Annotated in this window: 24 protein-coding genes and 1 pseudogene; 11 read left to right on the forward strand and 14 right to left on the reverse strand. The window is 51.8% G+C overall.

The genetic code is table 11. From position 1 onward, the window contains the following. Positions 1–6: 6 nt before the first annotated feature. The 6 genes from motB to otsB all read right to left on the reverse strand — a co-directional run bounded on the left by motB (position 7) and on the right by otsB (position 6,277). Positions 7–1,038, reverse strand: a complete 1,032-nt coding sequence (motB, locus tag PanJK_RS02075) for a flagellar motor protein MotB (RefSeq protein ID WP_265296985.1) — start codon at positions 1,036–1,038, stop codon at positions 7–9. Continuing rightward, complete coding sequence (gene motA / locus PanJK_RS02080) at positions 1,035–1,922, reverse strand: flagellar motor stator protein MotA (protein WP_007891047.1); 888 nt, start codon at positions 1,920–1,922, stop codon at positions 1,035–1,037. Before motA ends, motB begins: the two co-directional genes overlap by 4 nt. Before the next feature lie 132 nt (positions 1,923–2,054). Next, positions 2,055–2,633, reverse strand: a complete 579-nt coding sequence (gene flhC, locus PanJK_RS02085) for a flagellar transcriptional regulator FlhC (RefSeq protein WP_008102852.1) — start codon at positions 2,631–2,633, stop codon at positions 2,055–2,057. After that, entirely contained in the window at positions 2,633–2,983 is a 351-nt protein-coding gene (gene flhD / locus PanJK_RS02090; protein WP_008102850.1) for a flagellar transcriptional regulator FlhD, read from the reverse strand. The genes flhC and flhD overlap by 1 nt, the downstream gene beginning before the upstream one ends. Positions 2,984–4,052: 1,069 nt before the next feature. Continuing rightward, positions 4,053–5,492: an alpha,alpha-trehalose-phosphate synthase gene (otsA, locus tag PanJK_RS02095; protein WP_008102848.1), complete on the reverse strand. Its 1,440-nt coding sequence runs from the start codon at positions 5,490–5,492 to the stop codon at positions 4,053–4,055. Next, a complete protein-coding gene (otsB, locus tag PanJK_RS02100; protein ID WP_256696284.1) occupies positions 5,489–6,277 on the reverse strand; it encodes a trehalose-phosphatase in 789 nt (262 codons plus the stop codon). Before otsB ends, otsA begins: the two co-directional genes overlap by 4 nt. A 536-nt stretch (positions 6,278–6,813) precedes the next feature. Between otsB and PanJK_RS02105 the strand changes: the two genes are divergently transcribed. The 5 genes from PanJK_RS02105 to PanJK_RS02125 all read left to right on the forward strand — a co-directional run bounded on the left by PanJK_RS02105 (position 6,814) and on the right by PanJK_RS02125 (position 9,969). After that, positions 6,814–7,107: a hypothetical protein gene (locus tag PanJK_RS02105; RefSeq protein WP_305961176.1), complete on the forward strand. Its 294-nt coding sequence runs from the start codon at positions 6,814–6,816 to the stop codon at positions 7,105–7,107. Positions 7,108–7,268: 161 nt separating this feature from the next. Then, entirely contained in the window at positions 7,269–8,420 is a 1,152-nt protein-coding gene (gene fucO / locus PanJK_RS02110) for a lactaldehyde reductase (RefSeq protein ID WP_265296990.1), read from the forward strand. Positions 8,421–8,615: 195 nt separating this feature from the next. Further along, a complete protein-coding gene (locus tag PanJK_RS02115; RefSeq protein WP_008102837.1) occupies positions 8,616–8,813 on the forward strand; it encodes a hypothetical protein in 198 nt (65 codons plus the stop codon). Continuing rightward, entirely contained in the window at positions 8,814–9,623 is an 810-nt protein-coding gene (locus PanJK_RS02120) for a hypothetical protein (RefSeq protein WP_256696281.1), read from the forward strand. Between the two features lie 85 nt (positions 9,624–9,708). Next, a complete protein-coding gene (locus tag PanJK_RS02125) occupies positions 9,709–9,969 on the forward strand; it encodes a hypothetical protein (RefSeq protein WP_265296992.1) in 261 nt (86 codons plus the stop codon). Positions 9,970–10,004: 35 nt separating this feature from the next. Here PanJK_RS02125 and PanJK_RS02130 read toward each other — a convergent pair whose 3' ends face one another. The 4 genes from PanJK_RS02130 to PanJK_RS02145 form a co-directional block, all read right to left on the reverse strand. Further along, a complete protein-coding gene (locus PanJK_RS02130; protein ID WP_256696279.1) occupies positions 10,005–10,271 on the reverse strand; it encodes a biofilm development regulator YmgB/AriR family protein in 267 nt (88 codons plus the stop codon). 62 nt (positions 10,272–10,333) lie between these two features. Beyond that, positions 10,334–10,624 (reverse strand): hypothetical protein, encoded by a 291-nt coding sequence (locus PanJK_RS02135; RefSeq protein ID WP_256696278.1) that lies wholly within the window; start codon positions 10,622–10,624, stop codon positions 10,334–10,336. A 121-nt stretch (positions 10,625–10,745) separates the two neighbouring features. After that, on the reverse strand, positions 10,746–10,991 hold the full coding sequence (gene ycgZ / locus PanJK_RS02140; RefSeq protein ID WP_007891089.1) for a regulatory protein YcgZ: 246 nt from the start codon (positions 10,989–10,991) through the stop codon (positions 10,746–10,748). 213 nt (positions 10,992–11,204) lie between these two features. Then, positions 11,205–11,483: a hypothetical protein gene (locus PanJK_RS02145; protein ID WP_265296995.1), complete on the reverse strand. Its 279-nt coding sequence runs from the start codon at positions 11,481–11,483 to the stop codon at positions 11,205–11,207. Between the two features lie 197 nt (positions 11,484–11,680). On the opposite strand from PanJK_RS02145, the gene PanJK_RS02150 reads away from it, so the two are divergent. The 3 genes from PanJK_RS02150 to umuC all read left to right on the forward strand — a co-directional run bounded on the left by PanJK_RS02150 (position 11,681) and on the right by umuC (position 14,018). Further along, positions 11,681–12,193, forward strand: coding sequence for a GNAT family N-acetyltransferase (locus PanJK_RS02150; protein ID WP_008102825.1), 513 nt, complete (start codon positions 11,681–11,683; stop codon positions 12,191–12,193). A gap of 140 nt (positions 12,194–12,333) precedes the next feature. Continuing rightward, positions 12,334–12,756, forward strand: a complete 423-nt coding sequence (gene umuD / locus PanJK_RS02155; RefSeq protein WP_265296997.1) for a translesion error-prone DNA polymerase V autoproteolytic subunit — start codon at positions 12,334–12,336, stop codon at positions 12,754–12,756. Beyond that, the gene (umuC, locus tag PanJK_RS02160; protein WP_265296998.1) at positions 12,756–14,018 is read left to right on the forward strand and encodes a translesion error-prone DNA polymerase V subunit UmuC; all 1,263 of its coding nucleotides are present in this window, start codon (positions 12,756–12,758) and stop codon (positions 14,016–14,018) included. The genes umuD and umuC overlap by 1 nt, the downstream gene beginning before the upstream one ends. A gap of 304 nt (positions 14,019–14,322) precedes the next feature. Here umuC and PanJK_RS02165 read toward each other — a convergent pair whose 3' ends face one another. Both PanJK_RS02165 and PanJK_RS02170 read right to left on the reverse strand, forming a co-directional pair. Next, complete coding sequence (locus tag PanJK_RS02165) at positions 14,323–14,640, reverse strand: HigA family addiction module antitoxin (RefSeq protein WP_256696271.1); 318 nt, start codon at positions 14,638–14,640, stop codon at positions 14,323–14,325. Further along, a pseudogene (locus PanJK_RS02170) lies at positions 14,640–14,738 on the reverse strand (Killer protein); the annotation flags it as partial. The gene PanJK_RS02165 and the pseudogene PanJK_RS02170, both read right to left, overlap by 1 nt. A 183-nt stretch (positions 14,739–14,921) precedes the next feature. On the opposite strand from PanJK_RS02170, the gene PanJK_RS02175 reads away from it, so the two are divergent. Then, entirely contained in the window at positions 14,922–15,173 is a 252-nt protein-coding gene (locus PanJK_RS02175) for a hypothetical protein (protein WP_008102814.1), read from the forward strand. An 8-nt stretch (positions 15,174–15,181) separates the two neighbouring features. Here the strand turns inward: PanJK_RS02175 and PanJK_RS02180 are convergent, their stop codons facing one another. Both PanJK_RS02180 and katE read right to left on the reverse strand, forming a co-directional pair. Continuing rightward, positions 15,182–16,750, reverse strand: a complete 1,569-nt coding sequence (locus PanJK_RS02180; RefSeq protein ID WP_265296999.1) for a sensor domain-containing diguanylate cyclase — start codon at positions 16,748–16,750, stop codon at positions 15,182–15,184. A 271-nt stretch (positions 16,751–17,021) separates the two neighbouring features. Then, on the reverse strand, positions 17,022–19,286 hold the full coding sequence (katE, locus tag PanJK_RS02185) for a catalase HPII (RefSeq protein ID WP_265297000.1): 2,265 nt from the start codon (positions 19,284–19,286) through the stop codon (positions 17,022–17,024). A 248-nt stretch (positions 19,287–19,534) separates the two neighbouring features. Here katE and PanJK_RS02190 point away from each other — a divergent pair, with 248 nt between their 5' ends. Both PanJK_RS02190 and PanJK_RS02195 read left to right on the forward strand, forming a co-directional pair. After that, a complete protein-coding gene (locus tag PanJK_RS02190) occupies positions 19,535–19,927 on the forward strand; it encodes a YgiW/YdeI family stress tolerance OB fold protein (RefSeq protein WP_265297001.1) in 393 nt (130 codons plus the stop codon). Between the two features lie 190 nt (positions 19,928–20,117). Beyond that, on the forward strand, positions 20,118–20,732 hold the full coding sequence (locus tag PanJK_RS02195; protein ID WP_265297002.1) for a response regulator transcription factor: 615 nt from the start codon (positions 20,118–20,120) through the stop codon (positions 20,730–20,732). Positions 20,733–20,755 lie beyond the last annotated feature (23 nt).

The raw sequence follows: 20,755 nt of genomic DNA on the forward strand, positions 1-20,755 counted from the left end.
ACGGGATCACCTCGGCTGTGAGGGTTGGTCTGGTGTCACCGCGCTCGCCGCGGGCGTCGCCGCTGCCGCAGGGGCCGTTGCAGCAACCGGCGCAGCCGGTGTCGCAGTAGAACCTGTTGGGGCAGTCGACGCAGCCGGTACAGCGGGTGCGGTAATGTCGGGAATAATTTGCGCCGGGTCGCTCACCTGAACGGCATCGCTCTCGGCATTCTCTTTTTCAATCGCCGCTTCGGTGTCGTGATTCAACACCAGTAGGCTAATGCGGCGGTTGACTGCATCATTAGCACCACGGTTTTTCAGCTTCATGGTGTCGGCCATACCGACCACACGCAGCATTTTGGCGCCGTCGAGGCCACCAAGCACCAGCTCGCGCCGTGAGGCATTGGCACGATCCGCCGACAGTTCCCAGTTGCTGTAGCCACGGTCGCCGTTGGCATACTGGAAATCATCGGTGTGACCCGCGAGGCTGATTTTGTTCGGGATATCATTCAGTACCGGCGCGATGGTGCGCAGGATGTCGCGCATGTAAGGCTCCACGTCCGCGCTGCCGGTTTTAAACATCGGGCGGTTCTGGCTATCGATAATCTGAATGCGCAGTCCCTCTTCGACCATGTTGATGATCAGATGCGGACGCAGCGCTTTCAGACGCGGATCGGCTTCAATCAGCTGGTCGAGCTTTTCCCGCAGGCGATTCAGGCGGATCTCCTCCAGCTTCTTCTTCTGCGCATCCATATCGACAATCTTCTTCACTTCACCCTTCTGCTGCGTCGGATCGTCGCCGCCGCCGGGGATCGGGCTTTCGCTGTCGCTGCTGCGCTGACCGCCGCTTAACGCCACTTTCAACGGCGTTTTGAAGTATTCCGCAATTTGGACCAACTCTTTGGGGCTGGAGATGGAGAGCAACCACATCACCATAAAGAACGCCATCATCGCCGTCATAAAGTCGGCATAGGCAATCTTCCACGAACCGTGGCTCCCATGGTGACCTTTATGTTTGCGCTTTTTAACCAGCACAATGGGGCGATTGCCTGCTTTCATGAATTCTCATCCGAAGTTTGTTTCGCCGGGTTCTTGGCGTTACGCACGTGCTCTTCCAACTCTGAGAACGAGGGACGCTCGGCGGAGTACAGCGTTTTACGACCAAATTCCACGGCGATTTGCGGCGCGTAACCATTGAGGCTAGAGAGCAACGTCACCTTCACGCACTGCATCATCTTGGTGGTTTCGGCACATTTCTGACGCAGCACCGACGCCAGCGGAGAAATAAAGCCGTAAGCCAGCAAAATGCCGAGGAAGGTACCGACCATCGCGTGGGCCACTAACGCACCCAGTTCGGCCGCCGGACGGTCGGCTGATGCCAGTGCGTGCACCACGCCCATTACCGCCGCGACAATACCGAAAGCCGGTAAGCCATCACCCACCGCCGATATACTTTGCGCGGGTACTTCGCACTCGTGTTCGTAGGTCTCGATCTCTTCATCCATCAACGCTTCGATTTCGAAGGCGTTCATATTTCCGCTGACCATTAAACGCAAATAATCGGTAATAAAATCGACTAACTGTTTATCGGACAAAATACGCGGATAGTTAGCGAAAATTTCACTCTGGCTGGGATCTTCAATGTCGCGTTCTAATGACAACATGCCTTGCTGACGCGATTTCGCCATCAGGCGATACAGCAGCGCCATTAAATCCATGTACACGGCTTTGTTATATTTCGAGCCGCGCATTAACAATGGCAGCGCTTTTAATGTTTTCTTAATCGATTTGCCATTATTGCCGACTAAAAAAGCACCAATACCGGCACCGCCGATAATGATCAGCTCCGCCGGTTGATAGAGCGCGCCTAAATGTCCGCCGACCATCGCGTAGCCGCCCAACACGGAGCCGACGACCACGATATAACCCAGAATTATCAGCACAAAAAATCCTTACGTCCGTAACGTGTTGATGGAAGTTAAGCCAGAGAGCCGCAGGTGTTATTCGTTTATCGCAGGCAAAAAAAAAGCAGCGGTATTAACCGCTGCTGGATGTTTTCCACGATGCGAACAAACTTAAACGGCGCGTTTAACCTGTTCATCCAGCAGTTGTGGAAAGGTATCGGCAGAATCTGCAGAAAGTTTACGTCTTTTTACGGCACGTGATGGCGGCTGGCACAGGCTGCAGACAAAGCTGCCGACGGGCTGGTGCGCGTGGTTAATAAAGCTTCCACCACAGCACTTACAGTCAGACAGTTCCAGCATGCCGCTTTCAACGAATCGCACCAGGGTCCATGCACGCGTTAGCGCCAACAGCGGGCCCTCGTCCGATTGCGGACACTGCTCAAGATACAAGCGATAAGCTTTGATTACCGCTTCAACGCCGCTGTTCAACCCAGTTTTCAGCAGGAACTGCCAGGCGTTACAGAACATAGAAGAGTGGATGTTTTGTTCCCAGGTCATGAACCAATCAGTAGAGAATGGCAGCATGCCTTTCGGTGGTGGAGCACCACGCAGTTCTTTATACAGTTTAATCAGGCGACCACGGCTCAGCTGCGTTTCACTCTCCAGCATTTGCAGTCGTGCGCCCAACGTAATCAGCTCCATTGCCAGCTGAATATCGCGCGCTTCCTGAACAATACTTTTTTCGGTCATTAAACGGCCCTCTTCTTCGCGGAGACGTCATCTTTAGACGCATTCCGCAGCAGGCGGCTGGATAATAAAATACCGGTGTGGATTTGCTGCAAGTCATCCACGCGTGACTCTTGAGTCAGACGATTAATATGGTTGTGATCGGTAAAACGGAACTGGCAAACCAGTTGATTGGTTTCCGCTAATTTTACCATTTCAGGTAAGGTTAATTGCGACAATGCATCAGCCATCGATTCATCGATGCCTAAACGAAACATTGCTGAAGCTTTTTCCTGGTTAATTAAACGCTGAGCAAGAAGCAAATATGACAAATTGATGTCATATATATGTTTTAGTAATTCTGATGTACCCATTTTTTCCATCCTGATAGACGCGACACATATACGGCCACAGAATTAAATTGTTCTATGGTTCGGGCTGCTGGTTGGTAAATCTAAAGATGGCAAAAAATAATCAGGCTTGAGCCAACGCGTACCTAACTGTTTCACTTCCCGTCAGGACACTGATCAGTAGTAATCAAAACTCCAGGCCATTCTTTGCTTGAGTAGTAACCATCTTCCGTGACGTCTGCTTACAGTTTTTTAAGACTAATCTGAAAACAAGGCAAATCTATATCGTCTGATTTCGACATACAACGTGAGTGGCGCGAAATTTTAGATAAAGTGTGATCTGCGTCACACTTTTAAGGCAAATTTTTTCGCCAACCCTTCAGCATCGCTTTTCTGTTGTCTTTTTTTTGCGCGATTTCTGATTATTTCTTTAATAATTTGCTGAAGTAAGGCGGATTTTAGGCTCTGCGGAAGATTGTCATTACAACGCGATCAGATATCTGCCTCGTTGCAATTAGGGTGCTATAACGCGCCATATAAAGAATTATATGCAGCATAATACTCTGAATTATCGCGAAACTATTCGCTTCTAAATTAATCACTTACAGGGAATATTGCCCCTGTGGCGTAAAGCGAGACGCTAGCGAAGCGTGAAGACTGGGCGTAGAGCGCCTGGGAACCGTCAATGAATTGTAGGGAGTGTTTAGCGTGCGGCAGGGGATGTAACAGAGCGTTACATTAGAGAAATGAATGAATCGGCATTTTTTCGGTTTGCTACGCGTTTACTATCGGCGTACCACCTGAGATCTTTAGGGTTGAGACGAAAAAAAGCTTTTTTTACCTTTCGATTGCGTTCTTTTTAACCAAAATGTGCGCTTTTTGCTGATGAGTCAGCGCATTAGCGCTTAAAGAAATGAAATCGATTTCGTGAAGTTAGAGTGGCGCGTGAAAACGCTGTGCAGTGAAGCAGAAATGAAGTTGTGATCGGTGGCGTAATGGCAGGTCGTTTTTTGGCGAGGAGGTTGTCATTGATGGCTGGGAGTTCTTGGAAACAAGGTCGCCATTAATGGCGACCCTACTTGTTGGGTGCGTGTTACGCTAATTTCGGAAAGGTAGCGACTTTATTTGCCGTGCCGTGATCGTCACTGCGTACCGGCAACGTATTTAAATCTTTCAGGAAGCTTTCGCGCCAGTGCGAAATATCCTGTTTGCGCAACACCGCCATCATGTCGTTATAACGCGAAATACGTTCGGTACGCGGCATGGTCAACGCGCGGTCCAGCGCTGCTGCCACCTCATCACGATCGTACGGATTGACGATCAGCGCCGAGGTCAGCTCATTGGCCGCACCAGCAAAGCGTGACAATACCAACACGCCAGGGTTATCCGGGTCCTGCGCCGCCACATACTCTTTCGCCACCAGATTCATGCCGTCACGCAGCGGTGTAATCAAGCCGACGTTGGTGAGACGGAAGATCTTCATTAACAGGCGGCGATCAAAGTGCTGATTGAGGTAATAGAGCGGCGTCCAGCCTAACGTGCCGTATTTACCGTTGATGCGCCCTGCTTCCGTTTCCAGTTGATGACGGATGTCCTGATAAGCCTGCACGTCGCCGCGCGAGGTGGGCGCAATTTGCGAGTAGCGAACATTGCCGCGATGCTGTGGGAAGTTCGCCAGCAAGGCTTCAAAGGCGAGGAAACGCTCCGGCAATCCTTTAGAGTAATCCAGACGCTCGCAGGCGATGATGTTCTGCAGATCGCCCAAATCACGTTTCATCGCCGCCATTTTCGGTGGCAACGGCCCTTCCGCCATCTCTTTAATGGTGTCCGGCTCAATACCAATCGGATAGACCTCGGTCATAAAGGTGTTACCGAAGGCGCGATGCTTCTTCTCTCCTTTATTCTGCAGCTGCGTTAGCTGGCTCAGGCTATCAAGGAAGGCAACGCGGTCGGATTCTGTCTGGAAACCCAGCAGGTCGTAGTCGCACAGCATCTCCAGCAGTTCCTGATGCGGCGGCAACGCGTTGAAGATCTCAGGCGTTGGGAACGGGATATGCAGAAAGAATCCGATGCGATTATTAATGCCCTGTTTGCGCAGCTCGGCGGCAAACGGCAGCAGATGGTAATCGTGGATCCACAGAATATCGTCAGGCTTGAGCAGCGGTTTAAGGCGCTGTGCCAGCAAGGTGTTGACGCGGCAATAACCATCCCAGGCTTCGCGCTGATACTGCACCAGATCGAGACGATAGTGGAAAGCCGGCCAAATCACGGTATTGGAGAACTGGAGATAATATTGATCGTAATCGTTTTGATTCAGCGGCAGTGAGGCATAGGTAATGCCGTCTTTTTCGATCTGCGAAAGTTCTTCATCTTCCTCTTCACCCGAGAATTCGCTGATCTCTCCGTTCCAGCCAAACCATAATCCTCCGGTATCTCGCAGAGCATCCAAAATACCGACAGCAAGCCCGCCTGCGCTGGCCTTGCTACCATCGGGAATCGCGATACGGTTAGATACGACGACTAAACGACTCATAACCTAAACTCCTTACCCACATTGTCATGTTCTAGTTGTAATAATAGTTGTTCAAGCCAGTGCCATACGGCCTCAACGCTGTCGAGGCGATAGCGTGCATGGCTGGCCCCTTCACCGACTTTGACAGAAATGCCCTGCATGGCGTTGACCGCGAGGAATCCTTTTTCGTCTGTCAGGTCGTCTCCCACAAATACCGGAATGCGTCCGGCAAAGGGCGCTTCCTGCATAAATTCACGCACGGCGGCACCTTTATCGATGCCTTGCGGCTTCAGTTCCACCACGCATTTGCCTGGCTGCAGCGTCAGCTCGGGAAAGCGTGCGGCCGCGTCTTCGGCCAGCTGCATGATGGCGTTTTCATACTGCGGCGCATTGCGATAGTGCAGCGCAAACGCCATGCCTTTCACTTCTAATAGCGTATTCGGCCATTGATCCAGCGTCTGCTGCAGTTCGGTTTGCAGCGTTTGCGCCACATCGCCCGGCAAGCTGTGGCGATGTACACGTCCCGCCGCATCGCGGCGTTCTGCACCGTGCACGCCAGCGGCTGGCGTTTCGAGCGGCGCCACTAAGGCATCAAGTTGCGCAATTGGACGTCCGGAAACCAACGCGACTGCGCCGTGGCTGAGATTGGAAATTTGTTGCAGGAGCTGGCGTACCGAGGCGGGAATGGAGACCGACTCGGGCTGCGACTGAATCGCTGCCAGCGTGCCGTCGACATCAAAAAAGAAGGCATAAAGTCCGCCACTTAACGACGGCAAGGTGCTGTTCTGATTAACCGCGGGGGTCACGACTCTTCTCCTGTCTTGTGGAATTTACCATCACAGGATGTTCGGAGACTGGCTGGGCGATCGAGGCGGTTACAACCGCAGAAGTGTGCGCGAGGAGGTTTTGCAGATAACACGGAATTTCGATAGATAACTCTCCACAAACAAACATCATTTGAACTCACTCGCCAGTCTGACTGCGAACATCGTCAACTTTAAGTATAGACGCAGATCACGATATTGCCAGATTCATGCGGCTTCGCTATAGGATAAGTGGCAGTTTTAAGGGTTATGCCGCAAAAGAATCGCCTCACGGATTTTTCAACCGCTTCGCTTATTTCTGGCAGTATTACGCCCTTCTCCCGCCTCAATTCCCGGATTATGCCGACTTGCATCCGCCGCGCGGATTATCATATGGTGCGTTTACCGTGCGGCTACAGCGCGGAAATTGCGCCCTGATCGGCATTGATCACGGCTGTTAGACCCATTCAGGCAGGAATCCGGATGATGGAAAACCGATCGACATCACATTTTTCACTTGTCACGGCAGGTGATCGACGATGATCCCGCAAAGCTATAGCCAACGCGTTCACTTCTATTACTGCATTCTGGTCGCCCTGAAAATTAACGCCAAAACCAAGAAGTCTGGCGGTATACGCGGCAAGAATAACTTCCTGCTGAAATGGCTGCGTAATGCGCAGAACAACACCATTTTCCCGCCGGATATCACCAGCGAGATTGAGTGGCTGCGCGCCAAGATCATCAGCTCCGGGCCCGACACCGATCTGGAACCGATGCTGCAATATGTCTACGACACCGCGAAGCGTGCCGAGACCTTGCGTTTAGGCTCGTAATTTCTGTCGGGTTTTTCATTAAGTGGAAACCGCGTTTTTATTGAGGTAACGCAATATCTCCCTCTTAATTACCCCGTAAATCTGGATACGGTTAAATCTTCTTATCTTGATGAATTTAATCGAAAAAAATTAAATCTGGCATCTACGTGAAGGTAATTAATATGATTAACAGAATGATCCTCAATGAGACCGCTTATTTCGGTGCGGGCGCGATTAATTCGATTGTCGATGAGATTCACAAGCGCGGTTTTACTAAAGCGTTGGTGGTCACCGACAAAGATTTGATCAAGTTTTCGGTCGCCACCCGCATAACCGATCTGCTGGCGCAGCACGACCTCAGTTTCGAGATCTATGATGACGTGATTCCTAATCCCACCGTTGATGTGGTGCATGCGGGCGTCGATGCTTTTCGCCGTTCGGGTGCCGATTATCTGATCGCGGTGGGCGGCGGCTCGCCGCAGGATACCTGCAAAGCCATCGGCATGATGATTGCCAACCCCGAGTTCAGCGATGTGCGCATGCTGGAAGGCGGTGCCGCCACGCGTAATCCTTCCGTGCCGATCATTGCGGTGCCGACTACCTCAGGCACCGCAGCGGAAGTCACCATCAATTACGTCATCACCGATGAAGAGAAGAAGCGCAAGTTCGTCTGCTACGACCCGCACGATATTCCGGCGATTGCCATCATCGATCCCGACATGATGGCCAGCATGCCCGCCAGCCTGAAAGCGGCCACCGGCGTGGATGCGCTGACGCACGCCATTGAAGGCAACATCACGCGCGGTGCGTGGGAGCTCACCGATATGTTCCATCTCAAGGCGATTGAAATTATTGGCCGCTCGCTGCGTGACTCGGTCAAAGGCGTGCCTGCGGGCGTTGCCGATATGGCGCTGGGTCAGTACATCGCCGGGATGGGCTTCTCGAATGTCGGACTCGGTCTGGTGCACGGTATGGCGCACCCGCTGGGCGCGTTTTACGGCACGCCGCACGGCATCGCCAATGCGGTACTGCTGCCGCACATCATGGCGTTCAATGCCGAACATACCGGCGAGAAATACCGCGCTATCGCGCATGCACTCGGCATGGAAGGTGCCTATGCCTGTTCATTAGCCGACGCACGTGCGCTGGCGATTGATGCGGTGATCACCCTGAACCACGATATCGGTATTCCGCTCAGACTGCGTGATATCGGCATGCAGGAGCAGGATGTGGATGCGCTCGCCGCCGCCGCCTTCGCTGATGTGTGTACGCCGGGAAATCCGCGTGAGTGCAGCGTCGAGATGATTAGATCACTTTATCGTGAACTGTTCTGATTAATGTCAATCAGGCAATGCTGAATGAACAGCATTGCCATTTATTAGCCGCATCGGTTATTCCCTGTTTATCGCCAATTACGCTAACTCTATCGGCAGATTAATCTGGAATTTTGCTTAATATTCGGATATGAGGCGTTCTCTTTGCAGGATGTGCCATAGTTCATGTTGATATGAAATATAAAGGATCCTGCTATGTTTGGCTTTTTAACCTCTCTTTTTGGTAGTCCCGAATCATTAGTGCAAGTCATGACGCGCCAGGACATTCAGGAATCGATTGAGGAAGGTGACAGAATTATTATTGATGAAGACGGCAACGCTTCGGTTAATCCATTGAGTCCTGAAGTACAGCGCGATTTTGCCCATCATGTCAGCACATTAAAGGATATTTAGATGGGCACGGCGATATTTATGGTAATGATGGTATGCGGTTATTGGTATACTAGCCGCGACATGTCGAGCCGTTTGAAAATTAAGCGCTCTTTTGGCTGGGATGTCTATTTTCTTATTGCACTGTATGGCTGCATATTTGTACTGCAAGGCGTGTTGGCGACCGCCATTATCTGGCTGATTCTGCTGGCCGCATCTGGTGTGAACAATGCCTTTGCCCTGACTTCGGCAGAAAATGTCCACTGGAATGTCGACTTCATGACGTGGAGTTTTTTAGGCATTCAGGCGCCGGTGGTATTGATGCTGGCCTTTGCCATCCTCTTCTGCATGTATCGCTCCAATTGGGCGGTGAGCGCCCGGCTTAACGCCGGCGGGCGCAAAGAGCTGTATCAGCGGCTTTCACGTTCCAACGGCATTGAACAGTTATTGCTGCAGTGCATGGAAGAAGGCGAACTGGCGTGGGTTACGCTGAAATCGCGCCGTATTTATATCGGTATGATTCATGCAGCAACGTTTGAGTATCCGAATACCGCCAATATTGTGTTGATCCCGATGCTAAGTGGCTATCGCGATTCACGCACGCTCAACCTGGCGATCGAGCATAATTACAGTTTGTGGTACCACAATCACGACATTGATTTCTCTTCGTCGCCGAAAAATGCCCTTGAGTTTCGCAAAGTAATTATGGTGCATCAAATAGAAAGTTTGTCGCTGTTTGATCCGGCTAGCGCCAGCGCATTAGCCATGGATAAGCAAAGCGGTAATAAACGCAAATGGATGAGGAGGTCTGCGCCTAAACGCGACTATCCATAATTTAATAATCAAAGATGCTGGCTTAATTGTTTATGTTGTACCGAGCCAGCAACTCTCCATAATAAGTCAAAATAATAAGGTAATCATGATGGACTTTAAAAAGTTCGAGGCCATTCTGCAGCTGTGGGGAGATTTACACTTCACAGGAATTGAATTACAACAGCGTGATAATAAAAGCGAAATTTACGCCATCGGCACCAATAACCATACCCAGAGTCAACTTTATATTTGCACGCTTTCTACTGAGATTGCATCACATATTCAGTTAAAACAGTTTCGCACTTGGTTGCACAGAATTAACATTGGTAAAGCAAAACGCCGGTTGGCTCTGTCACGAAAGGAGTAATGACACTGTCCCCGCATGGGGGACAGAGAAGAATATCAGGCGTCGTCAGGTGTATAGCCCACCACAATTTCCAGCGTTTTGCGCAGCACATCGGCTTCAGCATCACTTTCAGCGGTTTCCAGCGCCATAATCAGACAAAGAATAATCGATTTATTACTGACTCGTCCTTCCGTGGCCAGCACGTGGCGGATAACCCTATCCAATACGGCAGCTTCGTTTTTTAGCGTACTGTCTGCATTGCGAAAATGCTCTGCCAACTCGGTGTCAGGCAGTGCAGCATAGAGGTTGTGATTTTCCGACATGATTCCAGTCCCGTGATTGCGTATATTCCCGCATTGCTATGTCCTCAATGCGAGCCAATCGGTCAATGTTTACGATTGTTGCCAGACTGCTGGTTATGACCAAACAGCTGAAGAACGTTGTCTCGTTGCGGCTGCTCTTCGCGCAATTTTTTCCCCGCCGAAATGCTGTTGCGCACATCGGTGATGGCGGCAGTGATCGCTGCACGCTGTTCGTCATCGGTGCTCTGCTGTTTCATCAGCGTCAGCTGATCCATCAGCGCCTGAGTATTGACGGGCCCCGGGCGCTGCAGCAACGCCAGCGCGGCTTCGCCAATAATTTCATCGATTATTTTCTGCTGTTCACTTCTATTCATAACGAATCATTCATAACGAATCTCTGATCGCCGTTTCGCCCCGGAGCGGGGCGAAACCAGTGTGGGAGCGTATTCAGAGTAAAATTCTAATACTTGTACAAGTTTGAAATCTGACAGGCTCTCAGCTTTCGCGTTCAAATAATAAGCCAATCAGCTGATGATAGTGATGCTCTTCTTCGGCGTTGGCGGCCAGTTCCAGTCTGCGCAGCAGCTTGGTACAGAGCGATTTGCGGTTGAGATTACGGCCTTCGCGTAAGATTTCAACCACGATCTGACCCAATGTTTCTTGCTGCGATGGCAGCGACGCTTTGCTGAAGTAGTTGGCAATGGCCTCGACTGAACTCGGCGTGTATCCGTTCTGACGCATAATTGACCCCAATAATTAAAAAAGTTAGATCATTTGACCTAAGTAAAGTTGTACAGGTAGCAAAAAGCTGTACAAGGAGCTTACTCAAGTTAGCAGGCGGGATTTGTTGCAAAAAGTGCTAATAAAGGTGAATTAGGATAATTGGAAAGCTTTTATTTCCAAATCCGTGCGCTCAGCGCCGAAAGTCATCGACGCGTGAGCTTATTGGGCTGGTCAACTGTCGTCGGTATCGGCCGAAGGCATTCTGACGCTGCCTTCCTGACGACTCAACCCGCGCAACGCGGAATGGACGCGGTTGTCGCTGCCCGCCGGTTGACGGTGCGTGAGCAACCATTGCTGAGCCTGGGCAATGCGCTGCTGCTGTTGCGTGTTTTGCTCTTTTCTCACCATGCGCGCGAGCTCTGTCAGCAGCGATGAGACGCTGACATCCTCACGACGTAGCAGTAACGCATAGGCGGCTTCGCCGATAATTTTAGGTTGCGAATCTGACATCTTCTACCTCCTGAGAATATGGGCTTACGCTTAGTTCTCACTACTCACTATAGATCATCAGCGTGATACCTTGTTAACAGAAAGCTCTGGTTATCTTGGGTTTTTGTTACTAACACGTTATGGTAACTGCCCTTCGGTGGCCTCTGCTCGCACCGACGATGTGAATTAATAACAAGATTGAAGCAAGGAAATCTGGCATGGAGTTCACCATACGCAAAGCCAAGGCAGAGGATGCAGAGCTGCTGCACCTGCTGGGGCGCATGACCTACAGCGCGCATTTTAAACATATGTGGGTTTCCGCAGAAGAGCTGGATGCCTTTATCGACAAGGAATATGGCCTGGCGGAGCTGAATAGCAGCCTCGCGGCCCCCAACGAGAGCTGGCTGATCGCCGAGACCGACAAGCCGATTGGCTTTGCCAAAGTCACCTGGAACACGCCGGTACCGGATTCCGGCATGAGCGGCGCGCTGCTGAATAAGCTGTACCTCAATCCGGAAGAAACCGGCAAAAATTACGGCCGCTGGATGTTCGAGAGCATCATCAATGAAGCGCGCGACAAGCGTGAAGGCTATCTGTGGCTGGAAGTGTTAGGCGATAATGTGCGTGCACGTAAATTCTATGAAGCCTTTGGCATGCAGCACATCAAAGACATTCCGTTTGTTACCGCCTCGCAGCAGAGCACTCTGCAGATCATGGGAATGATGATTTAAGCGCAGCGGCACGCCATTCGGCACAAAATAAATATCCTTTGTTGCCAACTGTTTTGCAAATCATTGCCGGTTCTGGCTTGATCAAACTGCCCAATCGACATTACTGTATACACATACAGTAATGATTTGAGATCGCAGCCATGCAGTTTTATCAGCCCGCGGAAATCCGCGCCATTCTCGCCTTACCCTTGTTCATCAGCCGCGTGCCCTGCGGCTTTCCGTCCCCAGCTCAGGACTACGTTGAACAACGCATCGACCTCAACGACTTTTTAGTCGATCACCCCAGTTCAACCTACTTCATCAGAGTCAGCGGTGACTCGATGATCGACATCGGGATCAATGAGGGCGACATGCTGGTGGTGGACAGCTCGCTGAAACCCAAACACGGTGACATTGTGGTGGCGTCACTTTCCGGCGAGTTCACCGTGAAACAGCTGATGCTGCAGCCTTACCTGCATCTCAAACCGATGAACGTAACCCATGCGATTATCGCCATTCCTGACGCCGATGAGTTCGAAGTCTTCGGCATCGTTAAACACGTGATTAAAACCATAGGCCGCTGATGTTTGCCCTGGTGGATGTGAACTCGTTTTACGCCAGCTGTGAAACGGTGTTTCGCCCGGATCTGCGTGGCAAACCGATTGTGGTGCTGTCGAATAACGACGGCTGCATTATTTCCCTGAGCAGAGAAGCCAAGGCGCTGGGCATCAAGATGGGCGCGCCCTACTTCAAACATCGCGAAGAGCTGATGCGTCACAAAGTGGTGGTGTTCTCGTCTAACTATGCGTTATATGGCGATATGTCGCGCCGCGTGATGGAGACGCTGGCGCTGATATCCACGCGTGTGGATGAGTATTCCATCGACGAAGCCTTCGTTGATGTTACCGGCATCAATGCCTGCATGACGTTTGAACAGTTAGGCTGCGATATCCGCGACCGCATTTATCAGGACACCCATCTGCGCGTGGGTGTCGGCATTGCACCGACCAAAACCCTCGCCAAACTCGCCAACTGGGCGGCCAAACGCTGGACCAAAGCCGAGAACGTGATGGATCTCTCTTTGCCCCACCGTCAGCGCGAGTTGATGAAACTCGTCAAGGTTGAAGAGGTGTGGGGCGTGGGCCGGCGCTTATCGAAAAAGCTCAACCTGATGGGGATCAACACCGCGCTGGAATTAGCGGAAACCCCAACCGCGCTGATCCGGAAACACTTCGGCGTGGTGCTGGAGCGCACGGTACGTGAATTATGTGGCGAGTCTTGTCTGGCGTTTGAGGAGGTGATTCCCAACCGACAAAATATTCTCTGCTCGCGCTCGTTTGGCGATCGTATTACCGAATATCAGGATATGCGCGAAGCCATCGCCAATTACGCCGCGCGCGCCGCAGAGAAGCTGCGCAGCGAGCGGCAATATTGCCGTCATATCGGGACGTTTATTCGCACCAGCCCGCACGATGCGCATCATCCTTATTACGCCAATGCGGCCAGTCAAACCTTGATTACGCCCACCGCTGACAGTCGCGATATTATTCAGGCCACGCTTAATTGTTTAGATCGTATCTGGGTTCCCGGTAAGCGTTATATGAAAGGCGGCGTGATGTTGGGCGATTTCTTTAGCGATGGCGTGGCGCAGCTTGATCTGTTTGCGGAATATCAGCCGCGTCATAATAGTGACCAACTGATGGCCCTGATCGATAAGATGAATGCCCACCAGCGCGGCGCGCTATGGTTTGCTGGCCAGGGGATTCAGAAACCTTGGTCGATGAAGCGCGAGATGCTGTCACCGGCGTACACCACCCGGCTGGCGGATCTGCCGGTAGCGAAGTAACCGCTTCACGCTTGAATTATGCCAATGCGATATTCAGGCCCTGACACAACCACAGCTTAATAGCATCTGGAGAACCGGGTTCGGCGAAAAGATGTTTCAGCAGATCAAAAAAACGCGCCAGTCAGCGTAATGCTCGTCAGTTAAGCTTCTTTCGGTCACCATAAATGGCGACCCTACAAAGCATTGGCGTGTTTTCCGTAGGGTGCGCATTCATGCGCACCTGCATGCATAGGCAAATTAATGCTTAACTGAGCGGCATTACGGCAGTCAGCGCGGTTTTTTGCAGGTATCTGGCGTGGGTGCGTTACTTTGCCGCCCTGTTCACCTCAGAAGCGGCATTCATACCCGGGTGCAGATTTACACCGGAAACGTCAGTGGTTTCTCGTGCCTTATGCAGGTCGCATGCAGCCTGCATTGATAGCCACAGGCGCGCCGCAATACCCAGCCCCGCCTCGAGCCGCACCGCCATTTCAGGGCTGACCGATGCTTTCCCGCTGGCGACTTTGCTCAGCGCTGAAGCAGAAACACCAAGCTCTTTCGCCAGTACGCGCAAGCCAACATTGTTATCTTCGATGTATTCGGTGATCAGACCGCCCGGATGCGGGGGATTGAACATTGCCATCAGTGGTAGTCCTCCAGGTTGAGAATATAGGCATCGCCGTCGGTGAATTCGAAGGTGATACGCCAGTCAGCCCTGACCGTTAATGAAAACAGGTTTTTCTAAACCACATGTTTCCCGACAGGAAATAGATCTAAATCTTTCTTTTTCCCAGCGTACCACAGACTCAAGCCCTGAGAGGATCTACCGGTGGCGAAGTAAGCGCTTCACGCTTGAATTACACGCATGCCAATGCGATATTCAGGCCCTGACGCAGCCACTGCTTAATAACATCTGGAGAACCTATGTCGAATGAAGAACGCGTAAACGAGCTGGAAGAAACGGTAAACCAGCTGCAGATTGAAGTCGCTGCCTTGCGCGAGTTAATGATTAAGCAGGTGGCAGTAAATAACATCACCTTCAAAGGGAAATATGATGAGGTGATTATTCAGCTGGCGAAAGAATATGAAGAGCGCGGCTTAGAGGACGAAAGGAATAGCCAGATGCATGAAGCGCTGCGTCAATATATCAAATACCAGCTGCCTGCCGTGGAATAAACCCACGGTTATTTCTGCTCTTCTGGCAGCGAGGCGATATTTATGCCTTTCGCCCCATCACGCCCTTCACGCTTTGCCTGATATAAAGCATGATCGGCGTATTCCAGCAGTTTCACGGCGCTCACCGCCGTCGCCGTAACGGTGGTGGCGCAGCCGGCACTGAGCGTGACATGGCCAACGGGCGAAGCAACATGGGGAAGCTGCATCACCCTCACCGCTTCAACCACGCGATTGGCAATGGTCATCCCTTCACCAAATGAGGTATCCGGTAATATCAGTGCAAACTCCTCGCCGCCATAGCGCGCGGCCATGTCTGAACGTCTTCCAGTGACAGACGACAGCACCTCGCCAACCACTTTCAGGCATTTATCCCCGGCAATGTGGCCATAGGTGTCGTTGTAGTGTTTGAAGAAATCAATATCCATCATGATAAGCGAGAGCGGTTTGCCGCTGGCCGCCGCATGGGTTAACGCTTCACGCAGGAAACGATCAAATTCCCGGCGATTCGCCAGCCCGGTTAAGCCATCAACATGCGCGAGTTTGTTCAGCGTCAGGTTGGCGTTGTGCAGTTCGTCACGCAGCAGCGTCAGCTCCTGCTGGTAGCGCAACACGCGACGCGCCTGACGCAGCTGGAAAGTGCCGAGTAAGATGATGGTCAGCAGCAGAATAATGCTGAGCAGAATATCCTGCGCCCGACCGTTGACCCACACGTGAAACAGATCGTCGCTGTTGTAACCTGCTGCAACAATAATCGGATAACGATCGGAACGGGCAAAACCAAAGATACGCGGTTGCCCATCCAGCACCGATCGCCACTGCCCGCTGCCGCGATCCATCTTAGCCAGCATCTCCTGAAACAGCGGGCTGGCTGAGAGATTCATACCGATGTAACTGTCTGGCATCGGACGCGCATAGAGCACGGTGCTATCGGCCAGCATTAGCACCAGCACATCGCGTGCACCGATCTCATAGTAGCTGTAGAAGCGGCGGAAAAAATCCACCTTGATGGTGGCCAGCAACACGCCCTTAAATCCCCCGCTGGCATCACTGACGCGCAGGGAAACGGGGATCACCAAATCGCCGGTGCTACGACTGGTGATCACCGGGCTAATATGCACGCTGTTACGATGGTTGCTGCGCTGAAAGGTGAAATATTCACGATCGGAGTTATTAATATTGTTGGGCACGCGTTCAGCAGAGGTCGCGATCCACTTGCCCTCGGCATCGTAATAGAAGAGTCCATGCAGTTGTGGCAGACGACGTTGCAGCTCGCGCATGGTGTTACTCAGATCGGCGCCCTGAGTATGTGTGGCCAGCTGCAGCTGGAGATCACGCTGCATCTGCCGCAGCGACAGCTCCGTCTGCAAAAAGGTATCTTCCGCCTGACGCGACTGCGACAGCGCCAGGTTCATCGCCGTTTGCTGCGTTTGTCGCACGGTGCCGAGCCAGTCTTCGCGCAGCGTCCAGATGCTCATCCCCACGACGGTGATAATCAAAAAGAGACCGGACAGCACAATACTTTGCTGCAAACCCGCGTCAGATGTCGCCTTAGGATCCATTTTTCTTTTTAACGGCATGTTGTCCTCTGTTTTCAAGCTACAACAGAGTTAAGCATGTAATGGGTGCAGTACGTGATAAGGCGGATATATTTCGGACCATCGATAACTCATATGACCAGTAACGAGATATTACTGTAGTATAGCTCCACCACACACAGTGGCTGCACTACGGCACGCGTTTACAACGAGATCATTCGGTAGTCACATCGACCAGCCCGCGAAATGCGGGCTTTTTTTATTTGAGAGGCAGAGAGAGCAGGACGGAGCAGAAAGCGCCGCCCTGAAGGTTTTATGCCGCGACGGTCAGCGCTTTTTTACTGCGCGACCAGACGCGATGGGATGCCATCAACGCGAGGAAATCCGCCATAAAGCTGCCTTCGGCTTTCACCGCTTCCACCAGCCCTTCTTCGGTTTCATTATCCTGCACGTTGAACTGCGCTTTGAATCGGCGCGCATCACCGCTCAGACCAATGGCTTTGAGATGCTTATACGCTTCCAGCAGGAAATAGCGCGCATCGCCGCTCAGCAGCAACGCATCAATATTGCCATCCGGCACAATCACCGCATCAAAGGTCAGCGAAGGAAGACCGGTAAAGGTGGCATCAACCGGCAGCACCGAGCCGTCGTCCGCCAGCACTTGCCCCATATGCGCCGCCAGGATTTTAGCATGCACGCCCTGCGCTTTTAGCGCCTGCAGAATCGCCAGCACGTCGGCAGCTTTCACGCCGTCACTCAGCAGTAACGCCACCTGACGGCCCTTAATATCGCCGCTCGGTTGCGCATAAAGACTGAGACTTTCATCCTTCGTCAAGCCATTCACATCCTTGGGCGGCGCGGTGTTGAGCTGTTCATCACTTAGCTTCAGACCGAGATTGGTGGCGACAGCCTGCGCCAGCGTGACATCAATCTGCAGCAGATGATCGACCACGCGTTCGCGGATATAAGGACGCGCTACCTTACTGAGCTCAAACGAATAAGCGCCAATAATGTGCTGCTGCTCTTCCGCCGTCTGGCTCAGCCAAAACAGCCGTGGCTGCGAATAATATTCGCCAAACGATGGGCTGCGCTCGCGCACCTTGCTGCCTTCAATGCGTTCCTGATAACTCTCAAATCCGCCCTGTTTCGCTGCTGGCGGCACTTCACGCGGCCAGTTGTTGTTGATGGAGTTCGGTTCGTAGTTGGCTGGATTGGTGTCAATTTCCGTGCGATGCATGCCCTGACGCTGGAAGTTGTGGTACGGGCAAACCGGACGATTGATCGGAATCTCATGGAAGTTCGGCCCACCCAAGCGGCTGATTTGCGTATCGGTGTAGGAGAACAAACGGCCTTGCAGCAGCGGATCGTTGCTGAAGTCCAGCCCTGGCACAATGTGGCCCGGATGGAACGCGACCTGTTCGGTTTCGGCGAAGAAGTTGTCCGGATTGCGGTTGAGCACCATTTTGCCGACCAGCTCAACCGGCACCAGCTCTTCCGGAATCAGTTTGGTGGCATCGAGAATGTCGAAATCGAACTTGAACTCATCCTCTTCCGGGATCAGCTGCAAACCCAACTCATATTCCGGGAAATCGCCCGCTTCAATCGCTTCCCACAGATCGCGGCGATGGAAGTCAGGATCGCGGCCGGTCAGCTTCTGTGCTTCATCCCACAGCAGCGAGGCTTTGCCCGCCACCGGTTTCCAGTGGAAACGCACGAAGGTGGCTTTACCCTCGGCGTTAATCAGGCGGAACGTATGGATGCCAAAGCCTTCCATGGTGCGATAGCTGCGCGGAATACCGCGATCCGACATCGCCCAGATGACGTTATGCAGCGTTTCCGGTTGCAGCGAGACATAATCCCAGAAGGTGTCATGGGCGCTCTGCCCTTGCGGAATTTCGTTGTGCGGCTCGGGTTTCACCGCATGCACAAAGTCCGGGAATTTATGCGCATCCTGAATGAAAAACACCGGCGTGTTGTTGCCGACTAAATCAAATACGCCCTCATCGGTATAGAACTTGGTGGCGAATCCACGGATATCGCGCACCGTATCAGCCGATCCTGCGCCACCTTGTACGGTGGAAAAACGCACGAAGACGGGTGTGATTTTTTCGGCATCGCTGAGGAAGCCTGCTTTGGTCAGTTTTTCCAACGAGCGATAAGGCTGGAAATAGCCGTGCGCCGCCGAACCGCGCGCATGCACGATACGTTCAGGAATGCGTTCATGGTCAAAATGCGTGATTTTCTCGCGCATGATGAAGTCTTCAAGCAGCGTGGGACCGCGTGAACCGGCACGCAACGAGTTCTGATCGTTAGCGATGCGCGTGCCCTGATTGGTGGTCAGGTCGGCGTTTTCACCATTTTTACGGTACGCATCGAGCTGCTCAAGCTTGTCGTTTTGCGTGGCGGGCGCTTTGAGGCTGCCAGGCGCCGTGGGCTGTTTGCCCGGCGGTGTAGGTTCGGCGGCAGGTTTATGCCCACCATCATGCGGTGCTAAGTCACCTAAACCCGGCTCAGAGGTTTCTGGCCCTTTGTGCGGCGCGGTGTGGGTTAAATTTTGTTCTTTTTTATCTTTTGACATTTCACATGCTCCTCCAGTTAAGACCCTATAACTGTAGAGCAAAAAAACATTTAAATTTCCGCTTCGCTTTTAAATGATGTTTAAAGAGATTAATGAGCTTGATTTACAGCGAGGTTATTTAAGCGAAACGTTTAATTAATTTTTATTAATAAGATTAATCCTGATAAATAGTGCTGCGTTTGTCGTGCAGCCACGCTTATTTGTGCCAGACTTACCACCGTGTGAGCAGGAAAATCCATGGAGAGCGTATGAAACAGGTTGTTTTAGCTTCGGTAATCATGATGTTCAGCGTCGGCGTAAGCGCAGCGGAAGGCGGCTATAAATCCGGCGAAACAGCACCGCCGCAGCAAAATCAGGATGCCGGTTATAAGGGTTCGGAAGACACTGCGCAAACACCGATTTCACGTATTCGTGATTTCCGTCAGGGCGGCTATGTCACGCTCGAAGGCCATATTATTGAAAAGCTGAAAGGTGATAGCTATAAATTCCGTGATGATACCGGCACGATTATCATTACTGCCCAGCAAGCCGCATTCAAAGAGAAAACCTATTCAGCGAGTGATAAAGTTCGCGTCAGCGGAAAAGTGTATGGGCGTGGCGATCAAACCACCTTAAAGGTATCGCGGATTGAAGAACCTTAAGGTTACGCAGTTATTATCTTAAGAATGGCGGGTGAGTGCATGGCTTTTCATCCTCACCCTTTTTAGTTCAAATAGCGCAGTGCATCATCTCTTTGACATATAAGTTTTTCGCCATTCCTCCGGCACTAATTTGCGGGTATATTAACGCGCATGTAGTGAATAGAACTCGTAAGAGTCTGAATGAGTTTTTATGGATAGAACGATTTATATTGTTGACGATGATCCCGCGGTCATCAGCGCGCTGCAAAATCTTCTGAGCTCAGAAGGCTACCTGATCTCGACCTTTACTTCCCCCGCTGAGTTTTTAAATCAGCCGCATTACCGTACTCCGAGCTGTTTAATTGTCGACATGAATATGCCGGGCCTCGACGGCTTTGATGTCTCGCACCATCTTAACGCACGCGGCTACACCCTTCCCACTATATTCCTCACCGGCTTTGGCACCATTCCCCTGACAGTCCGCGCGATGAAGGCGGGCGCCTTTGAGTTTCTCACTAAACCGGTGATGCCGGATGACCTGATGCAAGTGGTATCCGCTGCTATGGCGCTGGCCGAAAAAAGCGCGGCACTCTCACAGGAAAGAATTGCACTCACCGCGCGTTATCACTCTTTAACGCCCCGCGAAATGGAATTGATGCAATTAGTTATTCGCGGTTTATTAAATAAGCAGATTGCCGCTGAAATGGGCATCAGTGAAATTACGGCAAAAGTGCATAAGCGCCGCGTGATGGAGAAAATGGCGGTGCGTTCGGTTTCAGAATTAGTCAGAGCCGCAGAGAAACTGCATTTATTGCAAGACGAATAACATCACAGGTTATAGCGGTAACG

The sequence above is a fragment of the Pantoea sp. JK genome, assembly GCF_026130245.1.
Lineage (GTDB): Bacteria > Pseudomonadota > Gammaproteobacteria > Enterobacterales > Enterobacteriaceae > Pantoea > Pantoea trifolii.

Excerpts from the sequence above, each read along its gene's own strand:
- katE (WP_265297000.1), bottom strand. The coding sequence starts at position 19,286 with ATGTCAAAAGATAAAAAAGAACAAAATTTAACCCACACCGCGCCGCAC.
- umuD (WP_265296997.1), top strand. The coding sequence starts at position 12,334 with ATGCAGTTTTATCAGCCCGCGGAAATCCGCGCCATTCTCGCCTTACCC.
- PanJK_RS02130 (WP_256696279.1), bottom strand. The coding sequence starts at position 10,271 with ATGTCGGAAAATCACAACCTCTATGCTGCACTGCCTGACACCGAGTTG.
- PanJK_RS02175 (WP_008102814.1), top strand. The coding sequence starts at position 14,922 with ATGTCGAATGAAGAACGCGTAAACGAGCTGGAAGAAACGGTAAACCAG.
- ycgZ (WP_007891089.1), bottom strand. The coding sequence starts at position 10,991 with ATGCGTCAGAACGGATACACGCCGAGTTCAGTCGAGGCCATTGCCAAC.
- PanJK_RS02125 (WP_265296992.1), top strand. The coding sequence starts at position 9,709 with ATGATGGACTTTAAAAAGTTCGAGGCCATTCTGCAGCTGTGGGGAGAT.
- PanJK_RS02115 (WP_008102837.1), top strand. The coding sequence starts at position 8,616 with ATGTTTGGCTTTTTAACCTCTCTTTTTGGTAGTCCCGAATCATTAGTG.
- flhD (WP_008102850.1), bottom strand. The coding sequence starts at position 2,983 with ATGGGTACATCAGAATTACTAAAACATATATATGACATCAATTTGTCA.
- PanJK_RS02180 (WP_265296999.1), bottom strand. The coding sequence starts at position 16,750 with ATGCCGTTAAAAAGAAAAATGGATCCTAAGGCGACATCTGACGCGGGT.
- otsA (WP_008102848.1), bottom strand. The coding sequence starts at position 5,492 with ATGAGTCGTTTAGTCGTCGTATCTAACCGTATCGCGATTCCCGATGGT.
- PanJK_RS02150 (WP_008102825.1), top strand. The coding sequence starts at position 11,681 with ATGGAGTTCACCATACGCAAAGCCAAGGCAGAGGATGCAGAGCTGCTG.
- umuC (WP_265296998.1), top strand. The coding sequence starts at position 12,756 with ATGTTTGCCCTGGTGGATGTGAACTCGTTTTACGCCAGCTGTGAAACG.
- PanJK_RS02145 (WP_265296995.1), bottom strand. The coding sequence starts at position 11,483 with ATGTCAGATTCGCAACCTAAAATTATCGGCGAAGCCGCCTATGCGTTA.
- PanJK_RS02135 (WP_256696278.1), bottom strand. The coding sequence starts at position 10,624 with ATGAATAGAAGTGAACAGCAGAAAATAATCGATGAAATTATTGGCGAA.
- fucO (WP_265296990.1), top strand. The coding sequence starts at position 7,269 with ATGATTAACAGAATGATCCTCAATGAGACCGCTTATTTCGGTGCGGGC.
- PanJK_RS02105 (WP_305961176.1), top strand. The coding sequence starts at position 6,814 with ATGATCCCGCAAAGCTATAGCCAACGCGTTCACTTCTATTACTGCATT.
- PanJK_RS02195 (WP_265297002.1), top strand. The coding sequence starts at position 20,118 with ATGGATAGAACGATTTATATTGTTGACGATGATCCCGCGGTCATCAGC.
- PanJK_RS02165 (WP_256696271.1), bottom strand. The coding sequence starts at position 14,640 with ATGGCAATGTTCAATCCCCCGCATCCGGGCGGTCTGATCACCGAATAC.
- flhC (WP_008102852.1), bottom strand. The coding sequence starts at position 2,633 with ATGACCGAAAAAAGTATTGTTCAGGAAGCGCGCGATATTCAGCTGGCA.
- PanJK_RS02190 (WP_265297001.1), top strand. The coding sequence starts at position 19,535 with ATGAAACAGGTTGTTTTAGCTTCGGTAATCATGATGTTCAGCGTCGGC.
- motB (WP_265296985.1), bottom strand. The coding sequence starts at position 1,038 with ATGAAAGCAGGCAATCGCCCCATTGTGCTGGTTAAAAAGCGCAAACAT.
- PanJK_RS02120 (WP_256696281.1), top strand. The coding sequence starts at position 8,814 with ATGGGCACGGCGATATTTATGGTAATGATGGTATGCGGTTATTGGTAT.